Origin of the sequence: Paenibacillus vandeheii, assembly GCF_030433635.1 — a bacterium.
In the GTDB taxonomy this organism is placed as follows: domain Bacteria; phylum Bacillota; class Bacilli; order Paenibacillales; family Paenibacillaceae; genus Paenibacillus; species Paenibacillus vandeheii.
Window position 1 is genome coordinate 253,567 of record NZ_JAROCD010000010.1, and the last position, 21,945, is coordinate 275,511.

General features: G+C 37.8%; 17 protein-coding genes. All 17 read left to right on the plus strand.

What is annotated here, in order from left to right:
- The 17 genes from flgL (at nt 1) to P5G61_RS21060 (ending at nt 21,861) form a co-directional block, all read left to right on the plus strand.
- Nucleotides 1–921, plus strand: coding sequence for a flagellar hook-associated protein FlgL (gene flgL / locus P5G61_RS20980; RefSeq protein ID WP_301248344.1), 921 nt, complete (start codon nt 1–3; stop codon nt 919–921).
- Between the two features lie 16 nt (nt 922–937).
- On the plus strand, nt 938–1,507 hold the full coding sequence (locus P5G61_RS20985; RefSeq protein WP_301248345.1) for a DUF6470 family protein: 570 nt from the start codon (nt 938–940) through the stop codon (nt 1,505–1,507).
- A gap of 104 nt (nt 1,508–1,611) precedes the next feature.
- Nucleotides 1,612–2,040 carry a flagellar assembly protein FliW gene (gene fliW, locus P5G61_RS20990; RefSeq protein WP_301248346.1) on the plus strand — a complete coding sequence of 143 codons (429 nt, stop codon included), beginning with the start codon at nt 1,612–1,614 and terminating at the stop codon, nt 2,038–2,040.
- A gap of 1 nt (nt 2,041) precedes the next feature.
- Nucleotides 2,042–2,287, plus strand: a complete 246-nt coding sequence (gene csrA / locus P5G61_RS20995; protein ID WP_074096614.1) for a carbon storage regulator CsrA — start codon at nt 2,042–2,044, stop codon at nt 2,285–2,287.
- A gap of 145 nt (nt 2,288–2,432) precedes the next feature.
- Nucleotides 2,433–4,196 carry a flagellin N-terminal helical domain-containing protein gene (locus P5G61_RS21000; RefSeq protein WP_301248347.1) on the plus strand — a complete coding sequence of 588 codons (1,764 nt, stop codon included), beginning with the start codon at nt 2,433–2,435 and terminating at the stop codon, nt 4,194–4,196.
- A 135-nt stretch (nt 4,197–4,331) separates the two neighbouring features.
- Nucleotides 4,332–4,718, plus strand: coding sequence for a flagellar protein FlaG (locus P5G61_RS21005; RefSeq protein WP_301248348.1), 387 nt, complete (start codon nt 4,332–4,334; stop codon nt 4,716–4,718).
- A gap of 17 nt (nt 4,719–4,735) precedes the next feature.
- Entirely contained in the window at nt 4,736–6,616 is a 1,881-nt protein-coding gene (fliD, locus tag P5G61_RS21010; RefSeq protein WP_301248350.1) for a flagellar filament capping protein FliD, read from the plus strand.
- Between the two features lie 17 nt (nt 6,617–6,633).
- Nucleotides 6,634–7,044 (plus strand): flagellar export chaperone FliS, encoded by a 411-nt coding sequence (gene fliS / locus P5G61_RS21015; RefSeq protein WP_301248351.1) that lies wholly within the window; start codon nt 6,634–6,636, stop codon nt 7,042–7,044.
- Nucleotides 7,037–7,378 carry a flagellar protein FliT gene (locus P5G61_RS21020; RefSeq protein ID WP_301248353.1) on the plus strand — a complete coding sequence of 114 codons (342 nt, stop codon included), beginning with the start codon at nt 7,037–7,039 and terminating at the stop codon, nt 7,376–7,378. The genes fliS and P5G61_RS21020 overlap by 8 nt, the downstream gene beginning before the upstream one ends.
- Nucleotides 7,379–7,544: 166 nt before the next feature.
- Nucleotides 7,545–8,657, plus strand: coding sequence for a hypothetical protein (locus P5G61_RS21025; RefSeq protein WP_301248354.1), 1,113 nt, complete (start codon nt 7,545–7,547; stop codon nt 8,655–8,657).
- A 599-nt stretch (nt 8,658–9,256) separates the two neighbouring features.
- Nucleotides 9,257–9,955, plus strand: a complete 699-nt coding sequence (locus tag P5G61_RS21030) for an S-layer homology domain-containing protein (RefSeq protein WP_285080584.1) — start codon at nt 9,257–9,259, stop codon at nt 9,953–9,955.
- A 68-nt stretch (nt 9,956–10,023) separates the two neighbouring features.
- Complete coding sequence (locus P5G61_RS21035; RefSeq protein ID WP_301248356.1) at nt 10,024–12,954, plus strand: glycosyltransferase; 2,931 nt, start codon at nt 10,024–10,026, stop codon at nt 12,952–12,954.
- A 16-nt stretch (nt 12,955–12,970) separates the two neighbouring features.
- The gene (locus P5G61_RS21040; protein ID WP_285080582.1) at nt 12,971–13,834 is read left to right on the plus strand and encodes a hypothetical protein; all 864 of its coding nucleotides are present in this window, start codon (nt 12,971–12,973) and stop codon (nt 13,832–13,834) included.
- A complete protein-coding gene (locus tag P5G61_RS21045; RefSeq protein ID WP_301248358.1) occupies nt 13,824–16,571 on the plus strand; it encodes a glycosyltransferase in 2,748 nt (915 codons plus the stop codon). Before P5G61_RS21040 ends, P5G61_RS21045 begins: the two co-directional genes overlap by 11 nt.
- Nucleotides 16,572–16,595: 24 nt before the next feature.
- On the plus strand, nt 16,596–19,256 hold the full coding sequence (locus P5G61_RS21050) for an LTA synthase family protein (RefSeq protein WP_301248359.1): 2,661 nt from the start codon (nt 16,596–16,598) through the stop codon (nt 19,254–19,256).
- Nucleotides 19,257–19,261: 5 nt separating this feature from the next.
- The gene (locus P5G61_RS21055) at nt 19,262–20,176 is read left to right on the plus strand and encodes an interleukin-like EMT inducer domain-containing protein (RefSeq protein ID WP_301248360.1); all 915 of its coding nucleotides are present in this window, start codon (nt 19,262–19,264) and stop codon (nt 20,174–20,176) included.
- The gene (locus tag P5G61_RS21060) at nt 20,173–21,861 is read left to right on the plus strand and encodes an interleukin-like EMT inducer domain-containing protein (protein WP_301248362.1); all 1,689 of its coding nucleotides are present in this window, start codon (nt 20,173–20,175) and stop codon (nt 21,859–21,861) included. The genes P5G61_RS21055 and P5G61_RS21060 overlap by 4 nt, the downstream gene beginning before the upstream one ends.
- The last annotated feature ends 84 nt before the right edge of the window (nt 21,862–21,945 follow it).

The window sequence follows — 21,945 nt, forward strand, 5'->3', positions numbered from 1 at the left end:
ATGAGAATAACCAATAATATGCTCAGTTCACAGTTGCTTTTGAACCTGAACCGGAATGCCCAACAGATGAATAACACTCAGACCCAACTCGCGACAGGTCGTAAAATTAACAAGCCCTCTGACGATCCAGTAGGAATAACATACTCCCTTCGTTATCGAGCAGAGCTTTCATCTAATGAGCAGTATCAGAAAAACGTAGACAGTGCTATATCCTGGCTGGAATTTAACGATACCGTTATGAACCAAGCTGGGGAAGTCGTTCAGCGTCTACGTGAATTGACGGTGAAGGGTTCAACAGGAACTAACCCTCAGTCAGCACTCGATAGTATTAATGAAGAAGTGAAACAGCTCAAGGAGCAGCTGATTGATATTTCTAACAGTAAGCTAAACGGTAAGTATATCTTCAGTGGTGAAACCTATGATGTGAAGCCATATGATTTTCCTGCCAATCCAGATGGATCTTTCGATACATCCAATGCTGCCTCCGTTTTAACGGATAAAGGTAAAATCAATTTTATTGTTGGTGAAAGCGTACAACTGCCTATTAACGTCAATGGCAATGAGGTATTTGGTACTGAAACGGAAGAGGATAATTTGTTCGTAACAGTTAACAACATTATGAAGGCTTTAACAGACGGGAACATTGAAGAATTATCGAAGCAATTGGATAACATAGATAGCCGTATGGACAAAATGCTGGCGATCCGTTCCGAACTTGGTGCCAAAACCAACCGTGTTGATCTAATGATGGGGCGTCTCGATGATCTCAATATCAATTTGACAGATTTGCAAGCCAAAGTTGAGGATGCAGACTATGCTGAACTGGCGATGAAATCCAAAATACAGGAAAATATCTATAACGCTTCCTTGTCTGCAGGTGCCAAAATCATTTCTCCATCTCTGGTAGACTTTCTGAGATAAAGAGGAGGGGTAATTAGTGAAGACTCTTCCTGTCGTCCAGATTCGAACAACGCCATCTATTCTCAATATTGATGCTGATCCTGGTCAGTACTCTATTCGTCAGCCTAAGGCAGAAGTGCAGCTAAACACTAGACCTGCCAAGCTAACGGTAGAGAGTCATCCTATCACTCTTCGTGTAGATCAAAGTAAGGCTTTCTCTGCTTACAATGGCGGGAATATGATCGATATGAACGCACGAATATATTCTGGAATACAGCAACAATTTCTGCAAAACATGGCTGAACGCGTTCAACAGGGGAATCAATTGGCAGCGATTCATAAGTCAGGTAATACGATTGCCAATATAGTGGGCATGGACTGGAAACCACATCCATTCCCTGAAACGCGCACTCCGGCTTCATTTGATAATGTTGAGACACGTGTTGATACAAGGCCACCGGATATTAACTTTCAACCCGCCGTTTCTGAAATGAACGTTATTGTTAACAAACCCGAGATTGAATATCAACGGGGCAAGCTTGATATTTATGTGAAACAGTATGCGTCAGTTCAATATACTCCACCTGACATAGATATCGGGTTGTAAGTTATAATGTAGAGCTATAGACGGTCTCGATATGCAGCCATCTATGGCTCTTTTTGTATAAATTCTTCGCCAAGGAGGCGTTTACCATTCATATTCAGACAAGCATGTGGGGAGAACTAGAGGTCAAAGAGGAAGATGTGTATCAATTTCCCAAAGGGTTACCAGGATTTGAAGAAGAGACGGAGTACGCGTTAATTCCATGGGAAGATACACCGTTCAGTTATTTACAATCAGTACAAGAACCTGGCTTATCGTTCTTGTTGGTTAGTCCATTTATGTTTGTACCTGATTATAGTTTTGAATTGGGTGAGGTGGATAAGGAAGAGTTAGGGATTGAAGAGCAGGTTTCGGTTTTCTCTATGGTAACTATTCATTCTGACACCAATAAATCTACCATGAACTTACTGGCTCCAGTTGTACTTAATCCAGAGCAACGTCTGGGAAAACAAGTGGTACTCCATCATTCCAGCTATGAGACACGTCATCTCATTTGGGCCGAAGATGAAGCAAACTCAGTGAAGGGTGGAGTCTAACATGCTGGTATTATCACGAAAAAAGGGTGAATCCATTGTTATTCAGGATCATATTGAGGTGACCGTACTTGCTGTAGAAGGGGATACCGTGCGAATTGGTATTTCTGCACCTAAGCATATAGATATTTTTCGGCAGGAGATCTACGCGTCCATTCAGGAAGCGAATCGGGAGTCTGCTACACCTCTCGCAGCCAATATTGAAGCGTTTATGGAACGTTTAAGAAAAACAGAAAATAAAAAAGATTAAAAATATTCCAATTTGCTATAAACAGTTGCTCACCTTCCGTCGATATATAATTTAGACGCTGCTTCGGCAGGGCGGCCGACCTTAATGTCGCGGCGTTTACCACATGGATGTGGAACTAATTTATTTTCAGGGAGGAAATACTCTAATGATTATCAACCATAATATCGCGGCATTGAACACACACCGTCAACTGTCTGCAAACACTGCTAACACTAACAAAAATATCGAAAAATTGTCTTCCGGTCTTCGTATCAACCGTGCTGGTGACGATGCTGCTGGTCTGGCAATTTCCGAAAAAATGCGCGGTCAAATCCGTGGTTTGGACCAAGCTTCCCGTAACGCTCAAGATGGTATCTCTTTGATCCAAACAGCTGAGGGTGCTTTGAACGAAACTCACTCCATCCTGCAACGTCAACGCGAGATTGCTAACCAATCCGCTAACGGAACGAACACGGATTCCGACCGTCAAGCATTGCAAGATGAAATGAACCAATTGACTTCCGAAATCAACCGTATCGGTAACACTACTGAGTTCAATACTCAAAAATTGTTGCAAGGTGATGGCAAAACTAACCTTACTGGAACTGGTGTTGCTAAAGACGGATTTGCAAGTGGTGGTTTGACAAACCGTACTCAGGCAACTCAAGTAATTGACTTTGCTAACAATACAGACCTGGCTGCTGCTGGTGATTCTGTTACATTCACAATCAATGGGCAAGACCTGAAAGTATCTTTCACTGCTAGTGCTTCGAACGGTGGAGCAACGGCAAATGATTCTATTGGTTACGATGTTACTTCCAATTCTGCAAATGTTGCAGTAGATGCAGCGGCAGATAATATTACGACTGGCGATGGTTTGGCCAATGCTCTCCAAAAAATTATCGATAACAACGAAACATTGAAAGGAAGCTACACAGTTGCTTCTGACGGTGCAGGTAAAGTTACGATTACTGCAGTAACAACAGAAAATGGTGGTAAGTTTGATGGCGCAGCTGGAAATATCGCTACATCAAGCGCTACAGGAGCAGGAGCGTTTACTGCTGTTGCAGATGCAGCAGCTGCTTCGGTAGGTACTACAACATATACCGCTGCAAAAGGAACTCTTGACTTTACTAGCGTAACTTCTCCAGCAGCAGCAGAAAAACTGCTTGGTACTGGTGTAACAATTAATGGTCAACAAGTTGAGTTCTACGATGCAACAAAAGGTGAGTACAAAGGTAGCGCATTAGGAGTTAACATTAGTGCTTTGACTAAAACTGGTGCTACTGTAAATGCTGGTGATGTTGCACAAGCTATTGTTGACACTCTTGCTACTAAGATTGAAGGTGTAACACTTTCCGTAGGCACAGGTGCTGATGCTAATAAATTGGTGATTACTGCCAATGCTAAAGGTGAAGCTGGAAATGGAATCACTTTGAAAGATGGCGGAGTTCAAAAGAACTTTGAAACTTCTTTCCAAATCGGTGCTAACACAGGCCAGTCCATGAGCTTGTCCATTGGTGATATGCGTTCTTCCGCTCTGGGTATCACTGGTAAAGCTGGCGATGCTGGTTTCACTAAAGAAAACACAGTAACTGATGGAACTAACGATGTTAAAGGCGAAGCTGCCCTGAACATCTCCACTAAAGAAGGCGCAGCTGCTGCAATCGCAGTTTTGGATAAAGCAACTGCAACTGTATCCAGTGAACGTTCTAAACTGGGTGCTGTTCAAAACCGTCTGGAGCACACAATCAACAACTTGGGAACAGCTTCTGAGAACCTGACAGCTGCTGAATCCCGTATCCGTGACGTTGATATGGCTAAAGAAATGATGCAACAAACGAAAAACAACATCTTGGCTCAAGCAGCTCAAGCAATGTTGGCGCAAGCAAACCAACAGCCGCAAGGCGTGCTGCAATTGCTTCGTTAATTTTATCAGGCTCTACACTAAACCTTGGATCTTTGATCCAAGGTTTTTTTGTTGGATTTTACATATTTCCTAAAGCTGGGGACTTGCTTGACCGATATATATTATAAATGCGAACATGTTGGAGGTCGTTTAAGGGTGAACATTCAATTTTCTTTATCTGCTGCCTCATCCGTAAGTAGTGCTGGGCTTGAGGTACAGAACCCGGCAAGCGCTTCACAAGCGGGACAAGAAACAACTACCATCAAGACAGCTAAGGAAGCTTATAACAAGGAAAAGCAAGGTATACACTTATCGATCGGGGAAGAGCAGTTGATTCGTAATATCGATCGTGCAGTCAAGGCTCTACAGGGGCCGGAGACTACGCTGGACATCAGCATTCATGAGAAGACCCATGAGATCTTGGTAAAAGTACTGAATAAGGATACAGGAGAATTAATCCGTGAGGTTCCTCCAGAGAAGACGTTGGATCTGGTAGCCAAGATGATGGAAATTGCAGGGATACTCGTTGACGAAAAAATATAGTTGGTGGAGGTGCTGTTGTGGTTACACGTATTAATGGATTTTCCGGAATGGATATCGAAAGTATGGTTAAAAGTATGATGGCGACCAAGCGCGTGCCATTAGACAAGCTTAACCAGGAAAAACAACTTTTGCAGTGGCAACGGGAAAGTTACCGTGAATTAAGTAGTAAATTATATGATTTCAGATCCAATAAATTAATTACGAAATATGGAAGTTCTACAGCGATGAACGCGAATAAAGCAACAGTTACAGGGAACACCGATGCGGTCAAAGCAGAAGCGTCAGCAACTGCTAACGGAGTTGAAATGAAGGTAAGTGTCACCCAACTCGCTAAAAGTGCAACGGTGTCCACGTCTGGTTTGGGACAAGGCGTAAGTGGTTCTACGTCATTAGCAGCTCTGGAAGGTGTAGATTTGTCCAAGATGGGCTCCGCAGATATGGCAAAGTATTTGCAAAAAGGTTTTGATATTACGATCAATGGTGTAAGTTTTACTGATAAAGACGGAAAGTCTTTGTTTAATGGAATGACATCGATCTCTACGCTGGTATCTACGATTAATACGAATGCTCAGGCGAATGCTATTGCGAGTTATGATGAAATTACAGGTAAGTTATCAATAGCTTCAAAAACAGGCGGACTGGATAGTAAAGTGGTTGTTGAGACCCCCACTGGCGGAAATTCTGTTTTGGCACTCTTTTCTAAAAAAACAGTGATTGAAACAAATGGTGCAGGTACAGGGGTTACCAATGATAAAACACTGGCTGATCTGTACAAGTTAAGTGGTGGTAAAGATCCAGAATCGGGTGCGCCTGCGAAAACATACAGCTTTGTTTTGAATGGGAAAACTCTTAATTTCAACGAAAATGATAAAATATCTGATGTGCTTAATAAAATCAATTCTTCGGGGGCTGATGCAACGGCTGAGTTCACGGACGGGAAATTGACCATTACTGCTCAACCGGGTAAAGAGCTGAAGATGAGTGGCGGCTCATATGAATTTATGAATTTGTTTAAAGGAATCAAATCGTATGGGGATGTTGCAGATCAACTTACGTCTACCTCAGGTCAAGACGCAATCGTTAGTGTAAACGGTGAACCTTTGAAAGATATTAAGAGTAATACATTTTCTCTTAATGGCGTACAAATTACCCTGATGGATGTAACGATAAAGAATGATGTAGATACTCCAACCATCATTAAAAACCAAAGTGATCCAGACAAAGCTTTGGAATCCATCAAGGGTTTTATTGAAGATTACAATAGCCTAATTAAAGCTCTGAATTCAAAGGTTGAAGAGACGAAGTATCGTGATTTCAAACCATTAACAGACGAGCAAAAGAAAGAGCTGAAGGAATCCGAGATTGATACCTGGACCGAAAAAGCAAAAAGTGGTTTACTTAAAAATGATGATATCATTAAATCCGTATTGTCCGAGATGCGTGCAGTAATTACGGATAAACTTGGTCCTCTAAGCGCTTTGGGGATTACAACAGGTAACTATTCGGAGAATGGTAAACTGGTTATCGAGAACGAGACAAAACTGAAGAATATGATTAGTACGAATCCACAACTCGCATTGGATCTATTTCAAGGTCCTGCCAACGCTCCAAACGAAGGTATATTCGATAAATTGGCAGATAAGGTATCTAATGCGATTGAGAAAGTCTATCAGCGTGCAGGTACCAACAGATATACAACTGATATAACCAGTGCATTCCGAGATGAGAACATCATGGGACGCAAAATGAAAGACTACAATAGCAGAATCCTGATGATGCAAACCAACTTGCAACGAACAGAAGATAGATACTACAAACAATTTGCTGCGATGGAAGCGGCAATGAACAAGATGCAAACACAGTCGTCCAGTCTCTTTTCCAGTTTAGGACAATCTTAATATAAAGGGTGAGACTTTTGATTACATCTCCTTATGATAAATACCGCCAATCTTCGGTCCAGACTTCAAACCCGGCACAATTGGTCATTATGCTGTATGATGGGGCAATCCGTTTTGTGAAGACAGCTATAGACGGCTTAGCGCAAAAGGACAATGAGAAGACAAGCTTGAATTTGGGAAAAGCCCAAACCATTATCAGTGAGTTGATGAGTACGTTAGATCGTTCTTATGATATCGCCAAAAACTTGCATTCGCTTTACGAGTATACTAACTATTTGCTTGTAGAAGCTAACATTCGTAAGGATGTTGCTAAAGCTGAAGAGGCAGTGGGTTATCTAACGGATCTTCGTGAAACGTGGCTGCAAGCATCCAAAATTGCTGCAGGGCAGGAAGCACCACCTGTAACTACTGAAAGTGCTCATGGATAGATTGACGTATATGACTCAACTGCAGCAGCTAACCAGCACTATTATGGAAGAGTTATATGAAGCCGATTATGAGAAGCTTGAAGCTTTTGTTGAGGAACGTCAGGTTATTATTGACGGACTCGTGAAGCAGTTCTCATCACAATCTGCAAGTTTATCTGAGAAGATGGAGATAGAACAACTTCTAGGTAATGATAACGAGATTGTAGCGCGTATGAACGTTCTTCGATTGGAAGCTCAGGACTGGCTCCATAAGCGTGGACAGGCCAAGACACAACGAAATGCTTATGAGTCCGGCTATACGCCAGATAGTTTTTTGATGGACAAGAAAAAATAAGAACTTGATAAGAAACCTTCATGCATTACTTGACCGAGATTTAGTCAGGGTAATCGCAAGAAGGTTTCTTATTATTATTTGTAGATATTTGTTACCAAAAAAAGGTATACACCTATTCTTGTTGAATAACATTATTGTTAATAAAATACATAAAAGGAGAATTGATATGAGGAAAATGTTTTTAGTAGCATCGAAGTGTTTACTGGGCCTCACATTAGTAAGTGGACTGTTTAGTGGAACAACATGGGCAGAATCTAATGGAGAGAGCCTGCAGGCAGTTCAGATTGAGCTACCCAACAATTTATCTAAACTAGAGCTTCCTGATATCGTCTATTCAACTAAAGGAATTGCTAGAGGTAAGAAAATTGAGGTTGATCGTCCTGGAATTTCTATTTTATCTAATTTTAACGTGACGGGGGATCGCATAAGTTTTAGTGACAGTTTAACTGCAGCTGATCCAACAGACTTCTGGTTTTTTAGTGTTCCAACCGATCGCACAATTTTGACTCAGTTACGATCTGCTAACGCTAATTATAGAGTTGATTTGTATTCAATAGATTGGAACACAGGAACTGCAACTCCAACACCATTTTGGGGTAAGGCAGGCGAGATCAAATTTGCAACCGATTTGGCAGCAGGGGATTGGGGACTTCGAGTTACCTCCACAGGTACGGTAGGCGACTCCTATAGTATTCATGCTAACATGGCTAATCCTTCAGTAGTTCCTGATCCAAGTAATCCTTCCAAAACAGCGAAACTCACTTCGTATTCTGAAAACCTAATCTCGGCAGTAATGGAGTATCCTAATGGTGATATTACTGTAAACGGAGCAAAAATTGGGAATACGTCCGCAGTGAGTAATATTAATGCACATCTTGCTTGGGCTAGGGAATACACCTTTACAAACGGAGGAGCACATTCATCCATAAATCATGATGTTGACGATGTAAGGATTAAAAGTGTCACAATTCCATTGAAGTATACGTCTCAATATGCGCAGTCGGACAATGCGGTGTTTATAACTTTGGATAAAGGGACTTTATTCACTTCATTCCGTTCTAATTTCGTTTCTGGCGTTCCCACTTCAAGCTGGAGTACTTTTGATGATGTACAAGGCAGAACGACACCTCGTAGACTTGATGACATTGATATGTTTGGTGATCCAGATCTCTTGGTTTATGATTTGGATAAGAAAAGAGTTATTGATTTTGCGAGTAGCTTGAACTATTGGTATGCAAAGGGGATAGAGGCTTTCCCTTCTGTTGTTTATTATAGATAATTTAGTAATCATTTGTACTTAGAATCGAATGTTGAAAAATAATGATCCAAATAAAAAGAAGCCCATCGTACAATGAGCTTCTTTTTATATTTATACTTTAGCTAAAGTTAGATTTCGTTACGTGCTATCGTTTTCGTATCTAAATCCAAAATGAGGTCTCGGAACCACAACTTTTTAACTACCCTGTGACGTGACTACGATTTTTGGGCGTGCCTAACTGACATGTTATATCTCGAATAACACTTGAGTCAAGAGATGGATGTCTGCGCAGAGCACGTGGCTGGTACTAAATTCTGATTTAAGAAGGAAATGATAGGTTTTCAAAACTTATTTAAATGCAATTCTAATCAATTGGAAAAGAACAACGGGCTATTTAGGAAAAATACTTAAATTAATTTTGTATGGTATTTTTTTGCTGGTATGGATTGCTTGGAAACGAATTAACTCTTATTGGAAATTGAAAAATCTTAAAAAAACCTTAAAATTTTTGTAATTAAATAGAATTTTAATTATGTTTTTTACAGGAATATTATAGGTTAATATGATATTATAATCATGGTGTTTCCATAAACATACATAGTAGAATCTGGGAGGATGGCATGTTGCAAAGAAAAAAGGATAAAATCACGAAATATGTTCTTTCATCAACTCTATTGGCGACTTCTTTCGCCGGGCAAGCATCTGTTTATGCTGCAGATGAAAAAGTAGCACCTGATGCAACTCAGGCTATAGTTAAAGAACTCATGGATAAGGGTGTCTTAACGGGGAATCAAAATGGAGATATGAATCTGGACGGGAAACTAACTCGGATTCAAGTAGCGGCTATCTTAGCTAGATCTTTAAATCTTAAATTGTCGGATAGTCCTAGCATTAGTTTCAGGGATGTAAGTTCTGATAGTTGGGGACTGAAGTATATTGACGCTCTGGAGAAACTTGGAGTAATCACAGGCTCCTCTGGTAAATTCAGACCTAATGACGTAATCACTAAAGAAGAGTTAGCAGTAATTTTGGTTCGTGTTACTCAAACAAGCATTGTTGGAAAAGGTGACAATCTTACTTTCTCGGATAAAGAAAGTGTTAGTTCATGGGCTAGAGCTTATGTCCAAGCAGCAATCGATGCTAAGTTGCTATCTGCTGATAATGGCCAGTTCAATCCGAAAAAACAGGTGACTCGTAAAGAAGTAGCAATCTTCACAGATAGTTTCATAAAAAGTGAAAAATATGAAACTTACAAACAATCCGCTAATGATCTGTTAGACAAAGGCGGAAAAATCTCCAACAGCGACCCGTCTATTTAATTTAATCACCCCAAAGTTGCTACAATGTGTAGCGACTTTGGGGTGATCCTGAAATATAGGGGGAACATATGTTTATTTCTGCTTGTATACTTACAAAGAATAACGAAGATACAATAGGTCTGGCTATAAGTAGTTTGAAAAATCATGTAGACAGAGTAATTGTTGCAGATACAGGTTCGGATGATTCTACGGTTTTAATTGCTTCAGAACTAGGAGCAGAAATTCATTCTTTTTCTTGGTGTGATGATTTTTCGAAAGCAAGAAATTTTTGCCTTCAAATAGTCCGAAATGACAACTGGGTTTTATGGTTAGATTCAGATGAAGAATTTGTCTGGTCAAATGACGTTAGTTTTAAAGGTTGGTTACAAGAAAAGTTCTTTAATTCCACGGATGTACTTTTGCTTGAAGTAAGACATATACGAACTGGAGAGCCACAGGAAGTGATGGCTCTTACTCATGCGGAAAGATTGTTTTCACCTATGTTCTTTCGGTATACAGGAAGCGTACATGAAAATATAACTTGTGTTTCAGAAGATGGTTTTCAGAAAACAATTCAGTACTGTCCATATGCTTGGATAATACATTCTGGATACTCCCCCGAATTTCAAGAGCGAAAGCATCAAAGAAATATGGCACTTTTAAAAAATGAATTAACTGAGAATCCCTCTAATCCATTAACTTTCAGATACATAGCCAATGAGGCTTATAATTTTGGTGATTATACTCAGAGTCTCCTGAACGCTTCAAAGGCCTTGGAGTTGATCCCACTAACTGGAACATACAGTAGAGCACAATCCTACTTTTATAGTATCATGTCCAACGTACACCTAAACAAAACAAATGAAGCTCAGGAAATGATAGAACGTTGTGTTGCTGAACTCCCTCATTACTCGGACCCGTATTGTATTGCTGGAGAATTATGCTTTAGTCAGTCGCTTTGGGAAGAAGCTCTGAAATGGTATGACGCATGGTTTGATTCAGTAAAACAGGAAAAAGAAATGTTTCCTGACTATTTTATATCACAAAGAAAACAAATATATAAACGAAGACAAGAGTTATATAGAAATTTAAATGGGAGTATATCTATGAAAGAGGTAAAGGATATGAATCTGTCAATTTTGATTACTTACCCTGAGCTAGAATTTGATTGGGAAGAGTTAATCCTTCACATTAAGGAGAAGCTAAGAGATGTAAATTTTCATATTGGGGTATGGTGTGATCAGAAATTCCAAGTCGATCAAAAGATTAAGTTGTTATGGAGAGAAAATAAAATTCAAACTTTTTATGAAGCGGACTGGCAAAAAACAGTTTCCAGTTTTGTGAAAAAGAATAACACTCAGTACTTATGGAAATGGGAAGCTAACGAACGATTAACATCAGATTTTAACTTAGAAACATTTATCCATCATATTAATAATTATAAAAATGAGGTCGTTATAAATAGATTTTCTGAACGAGTAGGCTGTACGTGGCAGGAAAAACGTATATGGGATGTAAGCCATACAGAATATAACGATTTTCGAGTTGAAACAAACTCCTTGTATAATGGAGATAACTATCACGAAAACATGATTACTTTAGAAAAACCCCTCATGGTTCCGAAGGAGCGACAGAAGGATTATAGTGAGAGAGTCTCAATGGAGTCTGGATTCAATAGAATGTTGACAAACTTTGGGTGTCAGAGATATGAAGAAGTGATTAAACAATCAACTGCTAGTGAAGAGGATTTTTGGATATCCTCTCAATTTTTCAAAGCACTTGCTTATATTTGTCTGGAGCAAATTGATCAAGCAGCAAATATTGTTTATGACATGATCGATAATGATTTAACAGATAAAGATGTCTTTGATTTTATTTATCTACACAGTAAGCTTGCGCAGAATGTAACTGTTGATGAAATGAAAAAGGAGTCAATACAATTATTAACAGACGTGCTTGAATCGAACCCTATTATTGAGACAAAGCACCTAAAGATTCTGGAGACTCATTGGTGGGCCCAGATGGGAGAGCTCTATTGGCAAATAGGTGACGCGGATCAAGCCATTAAGTCCTTTCGTCAAAGTTTGGAAGTTTCTTCGTTTAAAAACTTGGAGTGCGCATATCGTTTAGTCGAGGTAATCCAAATGCAATTCAAAGATGAGGGTATTGATACGATTGTACGAACCATATTAGGGGTGTTCCAAGATTCTCCTAATGGTAAGTCAGTTTTAGGACTCATGTTTGAACATTTAAATCTCCAAGATTGGGCTTTATTGTTTAAGAGGGAAGATATCACAACCGCTTTGGATATCTCCGCTATTGAAAAAGATAACTTGGTGAGTATCATTCTACCTGTTTACAATGATACCCAGTACTTGTCAGAAAGCATTAGGAGTATACTCTCGCAAAGTTACGTTAATTTGGAGTTGATTATCATTGATGATGGATCAACTGTTGATGTCAAGAAATATGTTGATAGATATAAATATGATAGTAGAATTAAATACTTTAGAACAAAGAATAATTCAGGAATTCCTAGCGCAATAAATTACGGGATCACTAAAGCTGTTGGATCCATTATGGCATGGACATCAGCTGACAATTTCACTCACTCAAGATGGGTGGAAAAAATGGTTTTAAGACTGGAAAGTGAGCCGACGGCAGTGGCTGCTTACTCTTCATATTATCATGTGGATGAAGATGGAATCATTATTGGTACTAAAAAGGAACCCTACTATAAACTTAATGGATTACAGAATAGTGGGCCTTCATTTTTTTGGAGAACGAACATACTACGTAAGTCAGGGGTTTTTGACGAATCACTATTTGGAATAGAAGATAGAGATTTTGCAATCAGAATTGCATTACAAGGTAAAATTATTTATCATTCCGAACCCCTTTATTACTACAGAATTCATGAAGGATCTCTTTCGTCCAAAATTGAATTGGGCAGTCATGGTGGTTGGAACGAGTTACATGAGAAGTTGAAGAAAAAGTGGATATATCTGAGTTTTGTTTAACCAGGGGGTAAGTTAGTTGATTAATCAAATGATTATCGATGCTATCGGAGATGGACGTTCAAATCAGGAACATTTGGAGATTCAATTAGAAAATTTGAAATCAGTATATAAAAAAAAGACATTCGATATTTTTAAACTAGAAAAGAAAATGGAAGCGGTTCTTGAGAATTTAACCAGCATTGATCTGAAAATTAATGGTTATATGCAGGAATTGCAGATATTACAAGTTCAGATTGACGGTATGGAAATTCCTTTAAATAATGCAAGATCCCAGGTCCCATTCGAAAACGATTATTTAAATAGAAAGAGTTATTATCAAGCAGCATACGAATCTGTTGACCCTGAATGTTTTAACCTAATTGGATTAGAAAATGAAAAGCTTATGAAGGTCATTATCTCATTGGATGGATTGGATTTCCAAATAAAGAGAGCTAGTGAACTAATGGAGGATTTGGCTGAGAGAGAGTATGTATGTTTTCATTTTGAAAGGGATATAGAAAATGATGTTGAGCGCATTTCAAAAAATAACTATGCATATAAGAGCGAAGTTCAACTATTAAGTTGGTTAAAATCAATAGACATCGTACCACTAATATTGGTGAATTCTGTACAGCAAACAGCGTTGCTAGATTTGATTGACAAAAAGTATATTTGGTATGACATATGTAACGATGGCGACTTATTGTGGGGGGAACAAGCAACTTCAAAAATGAAACATTTTGAGTTGCTCGAAGCTGCGGATATGGTTACGTACTCTGATCGAAGGTGGAAGAGATACACGCTCTCAAGAAATGATTCAATGGTATGGAAACCTTGTGAAGGATCCTATGAAGTGTTGACTAAAATGATTTTTGGGGAGTCCTTCAATCATGATAAATAAAAACAGTGCTAAACCATACTCAATCATTCGTCAGGAAATTAACAGTGTGCAAGCAGCTTTACAGCAGATGGAACTTATTAAAGAAAATCAGCAGATGAAACTGGAAAGCTTGAATTCGGAATTTTTAAACCGTGAAATAACGGTTATTGAAAAGAAAGCAGCTATCGAGCAGCTTAATGAAAGAGTGACTACTCAAAATTATGAGTTAGCAAAATATGATTTGTTATATTTTACAGAGTATAACGCGCAGTATAAATATTATAAAACAGTTGTTGAGTCTCCCATATCTGAAGAAGCAATTCAAATAATTAAAATTATACAGAAATATGAATATACTGGGATTGTAGTGTACCCTAATGCTGTACATTGGAATCCAGTACAAAGACCACAGCAAATGATGTTGGATTTGGCTAAGCGAGGATACCTTTGTTTCTTTTGCGATACATCGCAAAGTGTTGACATACATAAGGAGCAAGAGGGGATGTATGTTATATCCAATCAGAGTCATCTGCTTCAAGCGCTACAAACGTATCATGTGTTAGTGTTGAATTCTTGGTTGATGCAAAATGCCTGGATTGAGCATTTGCCTCATAAAACAATTTGGTATGACGTTTTAGATCGGGTTGATTTTTTCTCGTTCTATGATAAAGGTATGTTAGCGGCACATTATCAAAATCTATATGAAGCCGATATTGTTACGTACTCAGCACAAGCCTTATCAGAATATGTCTCTAAACGCAAAGATGCAGTGTATCTACCAAACGCTGTGAATTTTGAAGATTTTGTTATAATAAATCAAAAAAATGATATGCCTGAAGATCTATCACCTTTAATAGATGGAACAAGTAAGATCATTGGTTATTATGGTGCAATTGAAGAATGGTTTGACGTTGAACTCATATCAAAATTGGCGAATCAGAAAAATATTAAAATTATTTTGATTGGTTATTGCGGCCTGACTGAGATCGAATTCCCGGAAAATGTACATCTATTGGGACCAAAACCATATTCAGAACTGAAGCAATATACTACATTTTTTGATGCAATGATTATACCTTTTTTGGTAAATGATCTTACAAATGCGGTTTCCCCTGTAAAGTTTTTTGAATACTGTGCAATAGGTAAACCTATTATTACTACCCCTATTGCGGAAGTATTGCAGTACGAGGGACCTGGTATCACTTTAGTGAATACGGATGAGTTTGTATCTTTGGAACCCTCGTTTTGGAGAATGGAATCGAACGCAATCCATCACTTGCGCAAGATTGCCCGAGAAAATCAGTGGAACCAAAGAACGTCGACTGTTTTGGATGTTTTAGAAAAAATACCAGCATTTCTACCCGTTCTTGCTAATAGGGTTTATGACAAAACACAAGTTAATGTATTTGCAGCTACATTTTTGGATTACAAAGGAGAAAACTATTATTCAGGTGGAGCGGAACGCTATCTAGTAGACCTTCATGAGGTATGTGAAGATTTGGGGTTGAAACTGAATATTTATCAATATGGGGACTTTTCATGGTACCGTAAATACAAGGATATAGATGTCTATAGCTTAGGCCATGAAACGCTTGATATGGATGAATTCACCATGGAAAATCTCTTATCTTTTAGTCGGAGATTTGATTATATGGCTAAAGGGCATTCCATGTTGAATATTTATTCTGCTTTTTTTCAATCCTATCCTAATGTAGCACATCCTAGTATAGGGATTAGTCACGGGGTTGCGTGGGACTCTCCGCATAGCCAGTTTGAGAATGGTACTCAGTTCTGGAATGTTAATGAGAGATATATTCAGAGTGCAGATGATCTGCAAAAAGTTGTATCAGTGGATACTAATACAGCTAATTGGTTCCAAACCGTTTCATATGGCACCTCATTAAAAATAGAAACAATACCTAATTACGTGGATCGAACTGAATTCTTTCCGGTGCAGAGGAAAGAAGATGGGAAAATAAGAATTGTATATCCGCGAAGGCTTTATAGACCACGAGGGTTATATATCACTCTTGATATCGTTGATAACATATTAAATGATTATCCTAATGCAGAGTTTCATTTCGTAGGAAAAGGATTTCCGGAAGACTTACAAGCAATATATGACAAGATGGAGCAATGGACGGGAAGAATATATTGTTATCATAGTGAACCTGAGGATATGCACGCTGTGTATAAGAATGCAGATATTGTATTGATCCCCACCCTATACAGTGAAGGTACCAGTCTTTCTTGTTTAGAAGCTTGTGCAACGGGGAATGCAGTAATTGCTACCCGGGTAGGTGGGCTTACAGATATCATTATTGACCATCATAACGGGTTGCTAATTCACCCAGACCAAGCTTCACTTGAGAAAGCTGTAAGAACTTGTTTGGATAACCCTGAACTAATGAAAAAAATTGGTGAGAATGCTATTGAAGTCTCCAAAGCGTTTAATAAAGATATTTGGAAAAAACGTTGGAAAGATGTAGTTAAAGAGTTGCTTCAGGAACAAGGAGTGGAATGGGATTATAATTCAGCAGGTAATTCAAAAAATGAGATAATTGAGATTGTAATCGGTCCAAATGTAAGACAAAGTAAATGGCTTCCATATGTTATACAGTGCTTGAAGCAAGGGATGAAAGTCTTTATAAGATCGGGACAAAAACCGGAGTTGGATCTTAATTTTGCAAGAATACAGTGGCTACCTCTGGATGCTGAAGTTTATTTTGAGCCAGACGTTGTGAAGAAGTTTGTTTAGAGAAAGGGAATGTATATGTCCTCTTTGATCGTTTCTGTTTTAGTGTTTGTTTGGCATTTTTCTTGGAATTTAACGATTAATAAAGCGTTGGGCAGCAAAACTCTATCATGGGCTCATATACTACTTATGAGCCTCCTGGTGGGGCTGTTATCTGAACCGATTCACCAACAGAGTAAAGTGTTACTGCTGGTGGGAATATCATTTTTCAGCCTTCTTTACTATATCAATTTAATTCATGTTCGTTTTTTTGGACACTTGGTTCCTTGGGTCCAGATTAAGGAATTTTTTTCGAAGAAAAAAACTACCGCCGCAGGCGGCGATATGTTAGTGCAAGCGCTTAAAGGATTAGTAAGATCTGTAGATTTGATTCTTCTACTAGTTTACCTTGTCACCACAATAGGTATCTTATTTTTAAAGACAGAGCCCCTTAATTCCATTTATAGCATTGTGGCGCTTAATATTGTTTTATTATCACTTATCATCGTTACATGTTTTAAATACAGGGAGATAAAAGAAGGACGGGTTAATCCCTATCTATTTGGTGTGTTCTTTTCTTATTATTTCGTATATTTGAATGAGCAGAAGAGGAAGGAGCAACACGAAGAACTATTTAAAATGTTTGAAAAAGAACAGGATCATGATACGAAGCTCGAAGAATCGAAAAAGGAAGTAAGACAAAAAGATGAGTTTTTCGGAAAATGGAAGGGTAAAAATGTTATTCTTATTCAATTAGAATCGTTTCAACATTTCCTTATTAATCACAAGGTTGACGGTCAAGAGGTGACACCTTTTCTTAATCGTATGGCTCGTGAAAATATACAATTCACAGAAGTTTACAGCCAGTTTGCTATAGGACACACTGTTGATGCAGAGTTTGCAGCGTTACATTCGTTATATCCATTGAAAGACGAAATTATTAACTTTAAACACTTTGACAAAAATTATCGTGGATTAGCTCAAATTCTTAAAGAGAATAATTATGAGACCGCAGCTTTCCACGGGTATAAGGGTGATTTTTATAATCGGAGAATTATGATGAAAACTCACGGGTTTGACTCTTTCTATGCGGAAGAGGATTTTGATTCTTCTGAACGAGCTTCAAATTGGATGTCGGACAGGTCATTCTTTGAACAGTCTATTGATAGAATTAAAAACATGAAAGAACCGTTTTTTTCATTCATGATAACCCTGACATCGCATTTTCCGTTTGAATTGGAACAGAAGTACTGGGGATTAGATATAGAAAAGGATCAAACTGATTTTATGTCCGGATATTATCAAAGTGCTAACTATACTGACCGTGCACTAGAATATTTCTATAATCAGTTGGTAGAAGAAGGCCTTCACAAAAACACGGTCCTTGCATTTTACGGAGATCATGAAGGAGTGACACTGGAGAATCTTCCTGCTTTATTCAATATTTTAGGACTTGAGCAAGATAATATTCTTAAAGCAATTAACCAACAGAGAGTGGCAAAGATCCCATTTATCCTGGCTTCGGCTGATGAGGAACAGTCTGTTAAATTGTCTTCATCTAATATTGGTAGTACTTTGGATATAAGTGAAACTTTACTGCATTTAATGGGACTTCCGGCGATTTCTTATGCGATGGGCGAGAGTTTATTCACATTTTCTCCCGATAGAACTGTCCCTTTGACGCAGTACCCTCTAGGATCCTTTGTGTCTAAAAAAATGTTTTGCTATGCTTCTTCAACGGGAAATTATAGTGAAAGTACCTTTTTTGATCGCGAGAAAAATAGAATGGTATTGCCGGTTTTTGGGGAAAATAAAAAGTGTTTTGATTTTAGCAAGCAGCAAATTATTAAGTCAGAATATTTAATCACTGGTAATCAACTTATCGATATCAGAGCTGAGAAAGACAAGAATTATAAAGACGTTATAGATATTAATCCAAAGTTAGAAGAACTCCTTTTTGTTGCTGAACGAGATGCTATTATCATTCCCATAGCAAAGAGTTTCGAGCAGGAGTACAAGAAACAGACACAAGATAATCTTTTGATTTTAGATAATCTTCAAAAGTATTACTGTGAACAGACTAAACGAAATATCAAATTCTTCTCTATGATAGATTTCGACATTAATAGACAGAGAATATATTTTGAAGATCCTCAATATGTTGATGATATAGTTAATAAAGGTTACTCTGTTTCTGACGCAATATCGGACTCGTTAGAAGTTTTCTTGGACAGTTTGCCAGATGATGTTTGTATCATAATCACTTCCAAGGACGATGCTTCTAATCAGTTTGATGAGCTATATTATAATGAAATTCAAAAGTATGGATTTGAAAAGCTGAAAAAAGGCTCTAATTACCGATTTAGTTATATTAACTTAATTTATAAGAATAAGGGGTTTACTTCATTTTATGAAGTGAGTTCAAGTTTTGCGTTAGAACTCCACTTGAATAAAAACCAGTTCTTTAATGGATTGTATATTCCTTTTAAACTTGGTGCTATAAGTAAGGGGGCCCTTGTTGGAAATCATTCTGAAATCAATGTTAATGGTTTCCCATATAGTTTAAATAAGCGAGGTCTGAATATTGTTGTAGTAAGTATGCAGACATCAAAAGTACTTCAATCGGTCTGGGCAGATACGTATTTAAATACGAAAGTCAATAATGGAATGTACAAAGCTACAAAAAGTGATGTTACAAATGGGGGGTAAGTATTGTGCTTAGTTTAAATATAACTGCAACAGCACTTGCTCTCTTATGGATTTCCTTACTTGCATCCTTAGCTTTAAAGAGAGAAAAAAAGCAATTTACGGTACAGTTAGAAGAACAAGAAGAACAGCCATTAGTTGTGAAAGATATATCTGAACGATACAACCCAGTTAGTTTTTCATTGTGGTATGAATTTTTAGAGAGTGTTCTTGAGGTACGAACTAAAATTATTTTTAACCCACAATGGTATCGCGCTTCGGAGGAGTACAAAAAATTTGACGAATATTGTAAGGATAGAGGTGTTACTGTGCTTAAAGAACACAATCTTGATTTTCAAAGGGATCGATCTGCAATTCACTTTGATGATCCACTTTTGATGCCGTTACTATGGAATAAAGGATACAATATCAAATTTGTAAAAGGGAAAAGTTTTACAGACTTATTAAAAGAGGTTGCTCCATTCACACTAATATTTCTATCAGTCAAGGACGACGGTTCTCAAGCGCTGAATCATAAATGGCAAGAGAAACTTGCGGACTACGGTGTACAAAAGTTGACTCGTGAATTTTTGCGTTCGAGTTACATTAACGTAATCTGGAAGAAGGGAGAGAGGGAATATATCAGTCTTCATGAAGAAGTTTCAGACAAAGCAATATCTAAGACAATCGAGTCAGGATATAAGGTTAAAGAATTTATTATGCCAATCCATTTGGAAGTCAAAAGTGCCGGGTATAACAGTGGAAATGTTTCGAGTGTTAAGATAGAGGGATTAGAATATTCGCCTAATTTACGTGGTATGAATATTATAGTTTACGATCTAATAGATTCAAAGGTTAAAAGTGTTCATAGAGTGGATACGTTTGTGAGTATTTTTGAAGATAATACGATATATTGTGCATATCCTGAGGAGGAGAAAATGTGAATAGCGAACTAGACCTATCACTATTGGATTATGGGGCAATTTACATTCCTCTTTCTAATTATTCTAGAAGTCAAAATGATTTGGCTTATGCTGCATATCGTAGTATGTTTTATAGAAAAAATGATATTTGGATCGAAGATATTTCCAAGATCGATTTGGATCTGAATCGAAAAAGTATATACTTCCACACAAGCATCTATATACCTCAGTTTAGTCAACATAATTATTCTGTTGAGCTTACACAAGGAAAATCCTTGGTACAATATCTTATGGAAACTGAAGTAGGATCTTATGTTGTAATTTCAATAAAAGATGACGGGAGTCAACAAATTAAAGATGATGTCTTAGAAGAAGTTAAAGCTCTAGGTATTACACTTCTGGATAGCAGTAAACTTCGATATAGCTATATATGGTTGGCGCGCAAAACGAATGAAATTAGTTATGAAGTAATATACCAAGAATGTTCTTCTGAAGAATTAAGCTGGGAAGGCCAACTGGATGGTAACCACATACTGATAAAAAGTAGCGGAGCAAACGGAGGCAATTATAGTAGCGTCATGATTGACGGTGTTGAGGAGAGTAAGAATTCCCGAGGGATGAACATTGTAAGTTGGAAAGAATCGCATAAGGTAGTTTCAACTAATTTCGACACATTCTCTACAATTTATATGCAAGGTAGTTTATTCAAGGCCACTCCTTCTAACTTAAAAAGAAATGATACCCAATTCAGCGTTGTTAGCCATGCTGCTGGTATGTTTCAAGGTCTCAGCTGTACTAACTGCAGAGAAGCGGTGGAATGGAATTACCGGGTTAAAGGACATCGTATTTTTGAAATAGATTTTGAGTTGACTTCAGATGGCGAAATGGTTGCTAGACATAATTGGCAAACATACCTCTACGATTATTTACAGCAGAAACCGCCCGAAGGAGTAAAAGAAGATGAGCCTCTAACTTTGGCTCAATTTAAGGAACTTAAAATATTAAATAAGTATACTCCACTCACAATCACAGATATTTACGAACTTATGGTCAACTATCCCGATTTATATATCGTAACTGACACCAAATATCTGAAAGCTGACATAGTGAAGACTCAATTCAAGAGGATCATATCAGCGGTTGAACCGTATGGTTATGAATTACTTTTACGCATTGTACCACAGATATATTGGGAAGATATGTACTCAATCATCGAAGAGATATTTCCGTTTCCTAGTTATATCTATACACTATATGCGACCCATTCTTCTGATGAACAGATCCTTCAATTTGTTGAAGGGAAACCTATTGGTGCTGTGACTACATATCCAGACAGATATACTTCTAATTTTGGTAGAGAGTTAAAATCACTTGGTGTTGAAGTTGCACTTCATACAATTAATGATATGGAGCAGGTCAAGAAATATGTGGGTATGAATGTTGATGGGTTTTATACGGATAGTTTATCTTCTAGTGATATTGAGAGTGAGATTACTAGATTTCAATCTGAGGTAAATGCAAGCAGGGACATGTTACTATTATATATCGAAAAACGTTTTGGAACGGTTACTTCAAGTATATTAAATAGGTTTCAGCAATTTAGCAAACAGGAACTTGAAGAATTTGCTCCCAAGTTGTTTCTTATCAACACCTTAGAGGAGTTCTATCAGCTATGTGAAGAAGTGAAATTCCAATTAAATGCATAATTATTTTATAGAATTAAGTTAAGGTGACAGCATTATTAAAATAACGCCATTTTCCAACAAAAAATTCCAAGAAAACATTTACTT